Raw genomic sequence first — 13,868 nt, forward strand, 5'->3', positions numbered from 1 at the left:
TTTTCACTATTTTAAGTTGGCACAGTTCTTGCATACTTAATATAGTGGCGATGCGAGAAGAACAGAAGGGGTTGAAACAGGTCATGAAACTAGACTCACTCATCAGCATGGCATCCCAAGAGGGCAGGAAAACAGTAGCCGTTGCAGCCGCTGAAGATTCTGAGGTTTTAAATGCAGTTGCCAGAGCTGTTGAACTGAAGCTTGCCGATTTCCTTCTTTATGGAAACGAGGAAGAAATTGAGAAGATGATTGCGGCGAAGCATCCGAGCCTTGGAGGCAGCAAAGGTGTTAAAATCATTTCCGCACCAAATAATTATGCCGCTGCAGAAATGGCTGTGAAAGCAGTCAAAAATAATGATGCCAATGTCGTAATGAAGGGGAATATCCCTACTGCGGTGATTTTAAAGGCTGTCCTGAATAAAGAATATGGACTTAGGACTGGGGCTGTTCTTTCTCACGTGGCGGTATTCGAGGTGCCTGGCTACGATCGATTTACAATTGTAACCGATGCAGCGATGAACATTTCGCCTGACGTTGAGCAAAAAGCCCAAATCATCAAGAATGCAGTAAAGGTAGCTCATTCTATAGGTATTGAAATGCCGAAAGTGGCACCGCTTGCAGCCGTGGAAGTGATCAATCCTGCGATGCAGGCAACCGTAGATGCTGCATCATTAACGATGATGAACAAAAGGGGACAAATTCAGGGGTGTATTGTGGATGGTCCGCTTGCCCTTGATAATGCGGTTTCGCAGATTGCTGCAGAGCATAAGGGAATCAAAAGTGAGGTTGCCGGCAAGGCGGATATACTCTTGGTCCCTGCAATCGAGGTTGGAAACGTCCTTTATAAATCATTGATTTACTTTGCCAATGCAAAAGTTGGCGCAGTCATTAGCGGAGCTAAAGCTCCAATCGTGTTAACATCCAGAGCGGACACTGCTGAAAGTAAACTATATTCACTTGCATTAGCGTTATGCTCTGCTTCTAAATAATTTACATAAAACAGGGGAGGAATTAGAAATGGAAATTTTCAAGTATCTAGAACAGTACGATTATGAGCAGGTTGTATTTTGCCAGGATAAACAGTCAGGATTGAAAGCAATCATCGCAATTCATGATACAACTCTTGGACCAGCTTTGGGTGGAACTCGTATGTGGACTTACGCATCAGAAGAAGCGGCGATCGAAGATGCACTTCGCCTTGCTAAAGGCATGACATACAAAAATGCTGCTGCTGGCCTCAACCTTGGCGGTGGTAAGACGGTTATTATCGGTGATCCTCGCAAAGATAAGAATGAAGAAATGTTCCGTGCATTCGGTCGTTATATCCAGGGTTTAAACGGAAGATATATCACGGCAGAAGATGTAGGCACGACTGTGGCAGACATGGATTTAATCCATGAAGAAACAGACTATGTAACCGGTATCTCACCAGCATTCGGTTCATCAGGCAATCCTTCACCTGTTACTGCATACGGCGTGTACAGAGGGATGAAGGCAGCTGCTAAGGAAGCCTTCGGCACGGATTCCCTTGAAGGAAAAACAATCGCTGTCCAAGGTGTGGGCAATGTAGCATTTAACCTTTGCCGTCATCTGCATGAAGAAGGTGCTCAGCTGATTGTTACAGATATTAATAAGGAAGCAGTACAAAGAGCTGTTGAAGAGTTCGGGGCTAAAGCAGTTGAACCGGATGATATCTACAGCGTGAACTGTGATATTTACGCACCATGTGCATTAGGCGCAGTAATCAACGACGAAACGATTCCTCAGCTAAAAGCGAAGGTCATTGCCGGAGCTGCCAACAATCAGCTTAAGGATACAAAGCATGGAGATATCATCCATGAAATGGGTATTGTATACGCACCTGATTATGTCATCAATGCAGGAGGCGTCATCAACGTTGCGGATGAGCTTTACGGCTACAATGCCGAAAGAGCAATGAAAAAGGTTGAAACCATTTACAACAATATCGAAAAAGTAATCGAGATTGCAAAAAGAGATGGGATTCCTACTTATAAAGCGGCTGACCGTATGGCAGAAGAGCGAATTGAAAGTATGCGCAATTCTCGCAGTCAATTCCTGCAAAACGGCCATCATATCCTAAGCCGCCGTTAATAAAGGCTCTGTTCATAATTTTAGTTGCTGAATAGATAACGGTTTTCGATTTTAAAGAAGACTTTATGGCAACAATTTATTTGAAGCAGCCTAAAACAAGGCTTACGCAGAGAGCGCTGAATATTTGTTTCGGCGCCTCTGCTGTTTCCTATATGCTACTGACGTATTGCGGATCTTTTTTATTCCGCAAGCTAATTGGAGGTTTAACTGTGCAACAAACAGAACATCGGATTCTAGTCATCAATCCAGGATCTACATCAACGAAAATTGGAGTCTTTGACAATGAGGTTTCGGTTTTTGAAAAAACGATCCGTCACGATTCAGCTGTCATCAACTCCTATGAAACCATCATCGATCAATACGAATTCAGGAAGAATACGATACTTGAAACGCTTGATACGGAAGGGATCAACATTTCAAAATTAAGTGCTGTTTGTGGGCGCGGAGGGCTTTTGCGGCCCATCGAGGGCGGAACATATGCAGTGAACAATACTATGCTCGCAGACTTGCGTGCAGGTTATTCCGGCCAGCATGCTTCGAACCTGGGAGGTATTCTTGCATACGAAATCGCCTCAGGTTTAAACATACCTTCCTTTATTGTCGACCCAGTCGTGGTGGATGAGCTTGATCCGGTTGCCCGGGTATCAGGATTCTCCCTTATTGAACGAAAAAGCATTTTCCATGCATTGAACCAAAAAGCAGTTGCCCGCAGGGTTTCGAAAGAACTCGGCAAAAAATATGAAGAGCTGAATTTGATCATAACTCATCTTGGAGGCGGGATCACTGTAGGGGCCCACAAAAAGGGAAGGGTTGTCGATGTGAATAACGGTTTGCATGGGGATGGTCCTTTCAGTCCGGAACGTGCAGGCACAGTACCGGCAGGCGACCTTGTGGAGCTATGTTTTTCTGGTGATTACTTCCGGGGAGAAATCATGAAGAAACTTGTCGGACAGGGTGGCCTGGTTGGGTACCTTGGAACGAATGATGCAGTGAAGGTCGAAAAAATGATTAACCAGGGAAATAAAAAAGCAAAACTTGTTTATGATGCGATGGCTTACCAGGTAGCAAAGGAAATTGGCTCTGCAAGTGCCGTCCTTGCTGGGAAAGTAGACGCGATTGTTCTTACAGGGGGTCTTGCGTACGGTAAAGAGTTCGTTCAGGCAATCTCTGAAAGAATCAACTGGATTGCGGATGTTATTGTCCATCCTGGTGAAAACGAATTGCAGGCACTCGCTGAAGGTGCGATTCGCATTCTTCGCGGCGAAGAAGAAGTGAAAGAATATCCTGGCAAGTAGCTAGCTCGCAAAAGGGCTGGCATGCCTGATTGGTAAGTCAATTAATACAAAAAAACATAGATAGAGGAGGGAATGAGATGGCTCAAGAATATGATTTGGTCATTCTCGGAGGCGGTACAGGCGGATACGTTGCAGCAATCAGAGCTTCTCAGCTTGGCTTGAAGACTGCCATCGTTGAAAAAGGAAAGCTAGGCGGTACATGCCTGCATAAGGGCTGTATCCCGAGCAAGGCATTGCTCCGCAGCGCTGAAGTATATGCGACCGCAAAGAAAAGTGAAGAATTTGGCGTGACGACAGGAGAAGTTGGCGTCAATTTCGTAAAGGTACAGGAAAGAAAAGAAAAAATCGTTGAGCAGTTGCACCGTGGTGTACAGCACCTGATGAAACAAGGGAAGATTGATGTATATGAGGGACTCGGAAGGATCTTAGGTCCGTCCATCTTCTCACCAATGCCGGGAACCATTTCTGTTGAAATGAACAGTGGCGAGGAAAATGAAATGCTGATTCCTAAGAATGTCATTGTTGCGACAGGTTCTAGACCAAGAACATTGCCTGGACTTGAAGCAGATGGCCAATATGTAATGACATCCGATGAAGCACTTGTCATGGAAGACCTGCCAAAGTCCATCATCATCGTCGGAGGTGGCGTAATCGGAATTGAATGGGCGTCCATGCTTGCTGATTTTGGATCTCAAGTTACCGTCATTGAATATGCGGACCGTATCGTTCCAACTGAGGATAAGGAAGTTTCGAGAGAGATGCAGCGGGCGATGAAGAAAAAAGGCGTGAAAATCATTACAAGTGCAAAAGTCTTATCTGAGACACTTCAAAAAGGTGATGGAGTCACGATCAGCGCAGAGGTTAAAGGTGAAACGAAAGAATTCACTGCTGAAAAATTGCTAGTCTCTGTTGGACGCCAGGCAAATGTTGAAGGAATCGGCCTTGAAAACACTGAAATACAGCTTGAGAGAGGCTTCATCCAGACAAATGAATTTTTCCAGACGAAGGAATCTCATATATACGCAATTGGCGATGTCATCGGCGGCCTGCAGCTTGCTCATGTTGCATCCCATGAAGGGATCGTCGCTGTCGAACATATAGCTAATGAAAACCCACATCCTATTGATTATACCCTTGTTTCCAAATGCATCTATAGCTCTCCTGAGGCGGCAAGCGTCGGTTTGACGGAAGATGAAGCAAAAGAAAAGGGCCATGATGTAAAGACAGGGAAGTTCTCTTTCAAAGCAATCGGAAAGGCGCTTGTATATGGAGAGTCTGACGGATTTGTAAAAATCGTTGCTGACAAGGAAACCAATGATATCTTAGGTGTCCATATGATTGGGCCGCATGTAACCGATATGATTTCTGAAGCAGGACTTGCTAAAGTTTTAGATGCAACACCATGGGAAATTGCCCATACAATCCATCCGCACCCGACATTGTCAGAGGCCATCGGCGAAGCTGCCCTGGCTGTGGATGGCAAAGCAATCCATTCTTAATATAGATTATCAACAAGAGCTCTTTTCCCTGCGAAAAGGGCCTTGTACGAACAATTGGGAGGTATAAAGATGGCAGAAAATCGTCACGCTGCACTTGGCTTAAGTGATGAAAAAGTTATGGAAATGTATGAAACAATGCTGTTGGCCCGCCGGCTGGATGAGCGGATGTGGCTGTTGAACCGTGCCGGAAAAATTCCGTTTGTTATTTCATGTCAGGGACAGGAAGCGGCACAGGTAGGAGCTGCTTTTGCTCTGGATCGTGAAAAGGATTATGTGCTTCCTTACTATCGTGATATGGGTGTGGTCTTAACTTTTGGCATGACTGCAAAAGACCTGATGCTTTCTGGTTTTGCCAAAGCGGAAGACCCGAACTCTGGCGGACGCCAGATGCCTGGACATTTCGGGCAAAAGAAAAATCGGATCGTAACAGGTTCATCACCGGTAACTACACAGGTTCCTCATGCTGTCGGAATCGCTCTTGCAGGAAAAATGGAGAAGAAGGACCTGGTAACATTCGTTACGTTTGGAGAAGGATCTTCCAACCAGGGAGATTTCCATGAGGGAGCAAACTTTGCTGGCGTCCATAAACTTCCAGTTATTTTTATGGTTGAGAACAATAAATATGCAATTTCAATACCTTACGAAAGACAGGTTGCTGCTGAAAAGGTTTCCGACCGTGCGATCGGATATGGTATGCCAGGTGTCACTGTCGATGGAAACGATCCTTTAGAAGTATATAAAGTGGTCCAAGAAGCTGCTGACCGCGGACGCCGTGGTGAAGGGCCTACACTTGTCGAGGCTGTCTCCTACCGTCTGACTCCGCACTCATCAGATGATGATGATCGAAGCTACCGCGCGCCAGATGAAGTTGCACAGGCAAAGACGAAGGATCCGATCATTACCTTCGGCGCATATTTAAAGGAAAATGGCATCATGAATGATGAAAGTGAAAAGGAAATCAACGATCGAATCATGAAGCTGGTCAATGAAGCAACCGATTATGCTGAAAATGCACCGTATGCAGAGCCTGAAGATGCTCTGAAATACGTATATGCGGAAGAGTAAGGGGGAACGAAAATGGCGGTAATTTCTTATATAGATGCAGTGACATTGGCAATCAAAGAAGAAATGGAAAGAGATCCGAGAGTTTTTGTCCTCGGTGAAGACGTAGGTAAAAAAGGCGGAGTATTCAAAGCTACACAGGGGTTGTACGAAAAGTTCGGAGAAGACCGGGTGATCGACGCACCGTTGGCAGAGTCGGCTATTGCAGGTGTCGGGATCGGTGCGGCCATGTATGGCATGCGCCCTATCGCAGAAATGCAGTTCGCGGATTTCATCATGCCTGCAGTAAACCAGATCATTTCAGAAGCGGCAAGAATCCGTTACCGCTCTAACAATGACTGGAGCTGTCCAATGGTCATCCGTGCTCCTTATGGCGGAGGTGTCCACGGAGCGCTTTACCATTCTCAGTCTGTTGAAGCCGTGTTCGCAAATCAGCCTGGTTTGAAGATTGTTATGCCATCAACACCTTATGATGTAAAAGGATTATTGAAAGCAGCAATCAGAGATGAAGATCCGGTATTGTTCTTCGAACACAAGCGTGCTTACCGACTGATCAAGGGAGAAGTTCCTGAGGATGATTATGTTCTGCCGATTGGCAAAGCAGACGTGAAGCGTGAGGGAGAAGATATCACCGTCATCACTTACGGTCTTGCAGTCCACTTTGCACTGCAGGCAGCTGAAAGGCTTGCCAAGGACGGAATTTCTGCTCACATCCTTGATTTGCGTACGGTATACCCACTGGATAAGGAAGCAATCATCGAGGCTGCTTCTAAGACAGGGAAAGTTCTTCTTGTGACGGAAGACAATAAAGAAGGAAGCATCATGAGTGAAGTGTCTGCCATTATTGCTGAACATTGCTTATTTGAATTGGATGCACCAATCAAGAGACTGGCAGGACCGGATGTACCGGCAATGCCTTATGCTCCAACAATGGAGAAATACTTCATGATCAATCCGGATAAAGTTGAAAAAGCAATGAGAGAGCTTGCTGAATTTTAACATATTCATGTTGAAAATAGAATGATTGGAGAAGGAGGTCAAACTGTGGCAATCGAACAAATTAAAATGCCTCAATTAGGTGAGAGTGTAACGGAGGGAACAATCAGCAAGTGGATGGTTTCCGTTGGTGACAAAGTAAATAAATACGATCCACTTGCAGAAGTCATGACCGATAAAGTAAATGCTGAAGTACCATCTTCATTTTCAGGTACAATCAAAGAATTGATTGCTGGTGAAGGAGACACGCTGGCAGTAGGGGAAATCATCTGCACCATTGAAATTGAAGGCGGATCGTCTGATGAAGCACCAGCAGCTGATGCTGCTTCAGATTCTGCATCTTCTGCAAGTGCAAGTGCAGCACCTGCATCAGCAGCGGAAGAAGGAAGCAAGGCTAGATATTCACCTGCAGTCTTGAAACTGGCTCAAGAAAATAATATCGACCTATCCCTGGTTAAGGGAACTGGAGCGGGTGGAAGGATCACACGCAAAGACCTTAAGCAAATCATTGAATCCGGCAATATTCCACAAGCTTCAAGCCAGAAAGAAGCAGTAAAAGAAACTTCACAAGTTCAGCCGGCCGCTACAGAGCCTGCAACACAAGCTCAATCAGCAGCCCCATCCCAGCCTGCTGCACCTGCACCTTCAGTTCCGGTTGCTGCCGGTGACATTGAAATTCCTGTAACAGGTGTCCGGAAGGCGATTGCCGCTAACATGCTTCGCAGCAAGCATGAAGCTCCGCATGCATGGACGATGGTTGAAGTGGATGTGACGAATCTTGTAGAGTACAGAAATGGCCTTAAAGATGACTTCAAGAAAAAAGAAGGCTTCAACCTTACTTTCTTTGCTTTCTTTGTGAAGGCCGTTTCTCAAGCGTTGAAAGAATTCCCGCAAATCAATTCCATGTGGGCTGGCGATAAGATCATCCAGAAAAAGGATATCAATATCTCCATTGCAGTAGCGACCGATGATGCACTTTTCGTACCTGTCATCAAGAATGCTGACGAAAAAACAATTAAAGGCATTGGCCGTGAAATCAATGAGCTTGCTCAAAAGGTACGAGCAGGCAAGCTTCGTTCTGAGGATATGCAAGGTGGAACCTTCACTGTCAACAACACAGGTTCTTTCGGTTCTGTCCAATCAATGGGAATCATCAATTACCCGCAGGCAGCGATTCTCCAGGTAGAATCAATCGTTAAGCGTCCTGTGGTCATGAATAATGGCATGATTGCTGTCCGTGATATGGTGAACCTCTGTCTGTCACTTGATCACCGTGTACTGGATGGCCTCGTTTGCGGCCGTTTCTTAGCAAGAATCAAAGAAATTCTTGAAAACACCTCAAAAGAGACAACATCTATTTATTAATAAAGTTTGTTTTTGCAAACAGAAAGCGCCCAGAAAATTTCTGGGCGTTTTCGTTTTTATTCTGCCAACTCATGCAAATGTCCTTCGTTGCTAGAAAAGGATTCGTATACTAAAATAGAAGAGTGTAAAAATTAGAATTTTACTACAATTTCAGTGAAGGGGGGAAAGCTGTCTGAAATATGGACAGTAGGGTTTATGACGATTGAAAATATGAAGGCGACCTCGTTCAAAGATGCAACATTTGAAGATTGGCAGGAAAAAGCTGCAGCTTCATTGAAAGGCAAACCGATTGATTCACTTTATACGAATACATATGAAGATATTACTCTTAAACCACTTTATACAAAAGGAGATCTTCCAGGTGAACTGGCAGGAGATCTGCCTGGTCAGGGAGATTATAGAAGAGGGATCCATTCTCTTGGATACCAGTCCGAGTCCTGGCATATAGCAAACCGCCTATTCTACAACAATCTCGGTGAACTGAAAGAAAAAATCGATCAGGCGCTATCAAAAGGACAAACTGCCATTTCTTTTGAGGTAAAACCAGAATTGTTTTCCGATAATTCAGCATTGATGACACTCATCTCTTCCATAGATAATAAGTACCCCATGAGCTTGGATGCTGGATTGCTTCAGACGCCATTGCTGGCAGCTCTGACAATTGCCAGCAAGGAAGCTGGCACGTCGGAAAAGCCAACGGGTTTCGTTGCAGCGGATCCAATTGCACAGGCAAGCGTGATTGGCGGACTGCCAACAGAGGAAGATGAATTTTTTGCGGATTGGGCAAAGGTGCTTGAAGAAGCAGCTCAGCATTTGCCAGAAGTAAAGACGGTACTCGTCAATAGTGTCCCTTACCATAACAGCGGAGGCAATGCTGTGCAGGAACTGGCAATCACTGTTGCCACAGGAGTTTATCTACTCCAAAAGCTGCTGGACAATGGATGGGAGTTAAAGAAAGCGTTATCAAAGATAGTGTTCCACTTTGCGATTGGCTCTAATTTCTTCATGGAAACTGCCAAGCTTAGGGCAGCGAGGCTTCTGTGGAGCAAAACGGCAGAAGCTTTCGGTGCAGAACCAGAAGAGCGTAAAATGGTCATATCCGCAGAAACCTCAAAGTTCACTAAAACTATTTTCGATCCATACGTGAATATACTTAGGACTGGGAATGAAGCCTTTGCTGCTGTTTTAGGAGGAATCCAGTATCTTCATACCGATAGCTTTAATGAACCTTCGGGTACGGTGAATCTTTTTTCCGAAAGAGTTGCCCGAAATACGCAGCTGGTGCTTAAATCTGAAGCGCATCTTGAAAAAGTAGCCGATCCCGCAGGCGGTTCCTGGTATGTCGAGTCACTGACAAAGGAATTGGCTGAAAAAGCGTGGGAACTATTCCTAGAAATGGACAGCAGGGGCGGTATATATGAAACACTGAAATCAGGCTGGCTTCAGGAGCAGATTTCGCTTACTGCGGAAGCCCGTGAACAGGACATTGCTACGCGTAAAAAGAGCGTAATTGGGACGAATGTTTATGCCAACCTTTATGATGTTATCGCTGAATCTGGAGTGAAGGGGTTAAAAAGCAATTATATGATAGACTCCCTTGATTCTGCCATCAGTAAAATAACGTCTGACAGTTCTCTATTAGAGAGCTTTAAAGAAGTGAAACCAAGCTTTACATCTTTAAAATTAAATAGACTAGCAGCACCTTATGAGGAATTAAGGTTTAAGGCAAAAAAGCTGGAAAGCCAAGGTGTTCAACCCAAGGTCGGCTTGATTTGCCTTAATGAGTTGAAGAAGCATAAGGCAAGAGCAGATTTCATTTCCGGATTATTATCTGCTGGAGGGATTCATGCTGAGAGTAGCCGGGAAGTGGACTCCATTTCAGCAGCTATTGAGTTCATAAACTCTTCAAAAGCCAAACAGTTTGTTATATGCGGCGATCAGTCTTCCTATCATTCTTTTGGGCCTGAGCTAGCAAAGGACATTAAGAGAGAGCACGATGTAAAACTTTATCTGGCAGGCATCCCTGATGAAAATCAAAGTGAATGGAGATCTGCCGGAATTAAGGAGTTTTTACATGTAAGAAGCAATGCATTACAAACTCTATCATCAATGCTTCAGGATATGGAGGTGGAATCAAGTGCAAAAGCCTGATTTTAAGAAAGTCCGTTTGTTTGCTGAGGAAAAGGAAGTCAGCAAGGAGCAAGTTGATCAGCAGGTACAACAGGAAATCGATGATCTTTTGTTTGAAACGAATGAGAAGATCAAGGTTAAATCAGTGTATACAAAAGAAGATGTAACTTCTTCAGAACATATGGAAGGTATGCCGGGTCTCCCTCCTTTTACAAGGGGACCGTATCCAGCCATGTATGTTAACCGTCCATGGACGGTAAGACAGTATGCAGGCTTTTCCACTGCGGAAGAAAGCAATGCGTTTTACAGGCGCAACCTCGCAATGGGACAAAAAGGTTTGTCTGTAGCCTTTGATTTGGCTACACATCGAGGTTATGATTCCGACCATCCCCGGGTTGAGGGTGATGTAGGAAAGGCTGGAGTAGCAATTGATTCGATATTGGATATGAAGGTTCTGTTCGACGGAATCCCGCTTGACCAAATGTCCGTGTCAATGACAATGAACGGTGCTGTGCTTCCTATCATGGCGTTTTTCATTGTGACGGCCGAGGAACAAGGTGTGACACAGGACCAGTTATCCGGGACGATTCAAAATGATATCCTGAAAGAGTATATGGTCAGGAACACATATATTTACCCGCCGGAAATGTCGATGAAGATCATTGCTGATATTTTTGAGTATACTTCAAAATATATGCCAAAATTTAACTCAATCAGTATCTCAGGCTACCATATGCAGGAAGCCGGGGCTCCTGCGGATATTGAACTGGCATACACGCTCGCCGATGGGCTTGAATATGTAAGAACTGGCCTTAAGGCTGGGATCGACATCGATTCTTTCGCACCAAGACTAAGCTTCTTCTGGGCGATCGGCATGAATTATTTCATGGAAGTAGCAAAAATGAGGGCTGCCCGTTTTATCTGGGCAAAAATGATCAAGACATTCAATCCGAAGAATGAAAAGTCGATGGCCTTGAGGACACACTCGCAAACATCAGGTTGGAGTCTAACCGAGCAGGATCCTTATAATAACGTGATCCGGACATTGATTGAAGCACATGCAGCGGCAATGGGCCACACTCAATCGCTGCATACCAATGCCCTTGATGAAGCCATTGCGCTGCCGACAGATTTCTCAGCACGCATTGCGCGTAATACACAGCTATTCCTTCAGGAAGAATCGGGGATTACAAAGGTCATTGATCCATGGGCAGGCAGTTACTATGTTGAGAGTTTGACAAATGCGCTGATCGATCGTGCCTGGGAGCATATTGAAGAAATCGAAAGTCTTGGCGGCATGGCGAAAGCAATTGAAACCGGACTTCCAAAAATGCGGATCGAAGAAGCAGCGGCAAGGCGCCAGGCCCAAATTGATTCTGGAAAAGAAACAATCATCGGCGTGAATAAGTTTAAGCTGGAGCAGGAGGACCCTCTCGAGATCCTGGATATTGATAACACCGCCGTTCGTGCGAAACAGATAGAAAGGCTCAAGCAGTTGAAAGATAGCCGTGATGAAGAAAAAGCCCATTCAGCTCTTGATGACTTGACAAGGGCGGCTGAGAGTGGAGAAGGCAACCTTCTGGAATTTGCAGTAAGGGCTGCTCGGGCAAGAGCGACACTTGGAGAAATATCAGATGCAATCGAAAAGGCGGCTGGAAGGCATAAAGCGGTCATCCGTTCCGTCAGCGGAGTGTATAGCACGGCCTTCACAAATGGAGAGGAAATAACCGAGGTTCAGCAGATGACTGAAGAGTTCCTTGAAAATGAAGGACGCAGGCCCCGCATCATGATAGCGAAAATGGGACAGGATGGACATGACCGCGGAGCAAAGGTCATTTCTACCGCTTTCGCTGATTTAGGTTTCGACGTGGATATCGGCCCGCTTTTCCAAACGCCTGAAGAAACAGCAATCCAGGCAGTTGAAAATGATGTCCATGCCATCGGAATCAGTTCTTTGGCGGCTGGACATAAAACATTATTGCCTCAGCTTGTGAAGGAACTGAAAAAATTAGGCCGCGAGGATATTGTTGTCATTGTCGGGGGCGTAATCCCTGCTCAGGATTATCAATTCCTTTACGAAAATGGGGCAAGCGCGATCTTTGGACCTGGAACGGTCATCCCAGTTGCGGCTCAGAAGGTTTTACGGACGATTTATGGGCGCCTGGGCTATGAGGAAGTGTCTAGTTAATGACTGATGAAAAAAAGCCCGAATGGTTCGATCCCGAAAAGGCGGATTCGTTCTCCAGCGTTGTGAAACCAGGAGTGGCAGCAGGAAATACCGAAAGTTCCGCTGTGAAATCCGGGCGTTTCGTCAAGAAAAAGAATGTACCAAGGATTGATCCAGTTTCCTTAGCTGAAGACATCAAGGCGGGAGGCAGGACAGCGCTGGCAAAAGGAATCACATTGATCGAAAGCAATGCGGAGCATGACTTTCAAACGGCCCAAACTCTTTTGCAGAAGCTTTTGCCAGAATCAGGACGGTCCATCCGTGTTGGAATCACAGGTGTGCCGGGGGCGGGCAAGAGCACGTTCATCGAAAGCTTTGGCAGCTATTTATGCGGCATGGGTCATAAAGTTGCTGTGCTTGCGGTAGATCCTACATCAAGCCTGACTGGCGGCAGCATCCTCGGAGATAAGACGAGGATGGAAAAGCTGGCCCGAAATCCACGGGCATTCATCCGGCCATCCCCTTCAGGAGGAAAGCTTGGCGGAGTCCACCGTAAAACAAGGGAAACAATGCTGTTATGTGAAGCAGCCGGCTTCGATATCATCCTGGTTGAGACGGTTGGAGTTGGGCAAAGTGAGGTCATTGTCAGGGATATGGTCGATTTTTTCATGCTTCTCGTCCTGACAGGTGCCGGAGATGAGCTCCAGGGAATGAAAAAAGGAATCATGGAACTTGCGGATGCCGTCATTGTGAATAAGGCAGATGGCTCAAATGAACAATCAGCGAAAAAGACGAAAGAAGAGTATAACCGAATCCTTCATTTCCTGCAGCCTGCTACAAAGGGATGGCAGACAGCGGCCCTGACCAGCTCGGCGTTACAGGACAAAGGAATTGAAGAGATATGGACAACAATCAGAGCCTTTGAGAGTTTTACCAAAAATAACGGGATATTTGATGAAAGAAGGCGACTTCAGACAAAACAGTGGCTGAATGATATGATCATCGATCAGCTGCAGGCAAGTTTCTTTCATCACCCGGAAGTTAAATACCTTCTTCCTAAGGTGGAAAATGAAGTCATCTCAGGAAACAGGCCAGTCGCATCTGGAGTCGAGGAATTATTTAAAGCATTTTTTGAGGCAAAGAAATAAGCTGTCCGATTTTGGGCAGCTTTTTTGCTGGTAAAAAAAGCGGACAACAGAATGTTCTGTTGTCCTTCATCTAGGGAGTTTAGGGGTATGGATC

The 13,868-nt window shown here is 45.4% G+C and carries 9 protein-coding genes and 2 pseudogenes; all 11 read left to right on the forward strand.

Annotation, left to right across the window (positions count from 1 at the left end; all coding sequences use genetic code 11):
• The first annotated feature begins 83 nt into the window (after positions 1 to 83).
• The 11 genes and pseudogenes from yqiS (at position 84) to meaB (ending at position 13,774) form a co-directional block, all read left to right on the forward strand.
• The gene (yqiS, locus tag AB5I83_RS01835; protein ID WP_448972391.1) at positions 84 to 989 is read left to right on the forward strand and encodes a phosphate butyryltransferase; all 906 of its coding nucleotides are present in this window, start codon (positions 84 to 86) and stop codon (positions 987 to 989) included.
• Positions 990 to 1,017: 28 nt separating this feature from the next.
• Positions 1,018 to 2,112: a branched-chain amino acid dehydrogenase gene (gene bcd / locus AB5I83_RS01840; protein ID WP_448972393.1), complete on the forward strand. Its 1,095-nt coding sequence runs from the start codon at positions 1,018 to 1,020 to the stop codon at positions 2,110 to 2,112.
• Positions 2,113 to 2,321: 209 nt separating this feature from the next.
• Positions 2,322 to 3,407, forward strand: a complete 1,086-nt coding sequence (gene buk, locus AB5I83_RS01845) for a butyrate kinase (RefSeq protein WP_448972395.1) — start codon at positions 2,322 to 2,324, stop codon at positions 3,405 to 3,407.
• A 77-nt stretch (positions 3,408 to 3,484) separates the two neighbouring features.
• Positions 3,485 to 4,906 (forward strand): dihydrolipoyl dehydrogenase, encoded by a 1,422-nt coding sequence (gene lpdA, locus AB5I83_RS01850; protein WP_448972396.1) that lies wholly within the window; start codon positions 3,485 to 3,487, stop codon positions 4,904 to 4,906.
• A gap of 69 nt (positions 4,907 to 4,975) precedes the next feature.
• Positions 4,976 to 5,971, forward strand: coding sequence for a thiamine pyrophosphate-dependent dehydrogenase E1 component subunit alpha (locus tag AB5I83_RS01855; RefSeq protein WP_448972398.1), 996 nt, complete (start codon positions 4,976 to 4,978; stop codon positions 5,969 to 5,971).
• 12 nt (positions 5,972 to 5,983) lie between these two features.
• On the forward strand, positions 5,984 to 6,967 hold the full coding sequence (locus AB5I83_RS01860; RefSeq protein ID WP_144476445.1) for an alpha-ketoacid dehydrogenase subunit beta: 984 nt from the start codon (positions 5,984 to 5,986) through the stop codon (positions 6,965 to 6,967).
• 114 nt (positions 6,968 to 7,081) lie between these two features.
• Positions 7,082 to 7,183: pseudogene (locus tag AB5I83_RS01865) on the forward strand (biotin/lipoyl-containing protein); the annotation flags it as partial.
• A 171-nt stretch (positions 7,184 to 7,354) separates the two neighbouring features.
• Positions 7,355 to 8,329: pseudogene (locus AB5I83_RS01870) on the forward strand (dihydrolipoamide acetyltransferase family protein); the annotation flags it as partial.
• A gap of 195 nt (positions 8,330 to 8,524) precedes the next feature.
• The gene (locus tag AB5I83_RS01875) at positions 8,525 to 10,480 is read left to right on the forward strand and encodes a methylmalonyl-CoA mutase family protein (protein WP_448972400.1); all 1,956 of its coding nucleotides are present in this window, start codon (positions 8,525 to 8,527) and stop codon (positions 10,478 to 10,480) included.
• Entirely contained in the window at positions 10,416 to 12,647 is a 2,232-nt protein-coding gene (scpA, locus tag AB5I83_RS01880; protein WP_448972402.1) for a methylmalonyl-CoA mutase, read from the forward strand. Before AB5I83_RS01875 ends, scpA begins: the two co-directional genes overlap by 65 nt.
• The gene (gene meaB, locus AB5I83_RS01885) at positions 12,647 to 13,774 is read left to right on the forward strand and encodes a methylmalonyl Co-A mutase-associated GTPase MeaB (protein WP_448972404.1); all 1,128 of its coding nucleotides are present in this window, start codon (positions 12,647 to 12,649) and stop codon (positions 13,772 to 13,774) included. Before scpA ends, meaB begins: the two co-directional genes overlap by 1 nt.
• The last annotated feature ends 94 nt before the right edge of the window (positions 13,775 to 13,868 follow it).

This window comes from Mesobacillus sp. LC4, from assembly GCF_053543455.1.

Coding starts and splice junctions, on each gene's coding strand:
- yqiS (WP_448972391.1), top strand. CDS start 84: ATGAAACTAGACTCACTCATCAGCATGGCATCCCAAGAGGGCAGGAAA.
- bcd (WP_448972393.1), top strand. CDS start 1,018: ATGGAAATTTTCAAGTATCTAGAACAGTACGATTATGAGCAGGTTGTA.
- lpdA (WP_448972396.1), top strand. CDS start 3,485: ATGGCTCAAGAATATGATTTGGTCATTCTCGGAGGCGGTACAGGCGGA.
- AB5I83_RS01855 (WP_448972398.1), top strand. CDS start 4,976: ATGGCAGAAAATCGTCACGCTGCACTTGGCTTAAGTGATGAAAAAGTT.
- AB5I83_RS01860 (WP_144476445.1), top strand. CDS start 5,984: ATGGCGGTAATTTCTTATATAGATGCAGTGACATTGGCAATCAAAGAA.
- AB5I83_RS01875 (WP_448972400.1), top strand. CDS start 8,525: ATGACGATTGAAAATATGAAGGCGACCTCGTTCAAAGATGCAACATTT.
- scpA (WP_448972402.1), top strand. CDS start 10,416: ATGCATTACAAACTCTATCATCAATGCTTCAGGATATGGAGGTGGAAT.
- meaB (WP_448972404.1), top strand. CDS start 12,647: ATGACTGATGAAAAAAAGCCCGAATGGTTCGATCCCGAAAAGGCGGAT.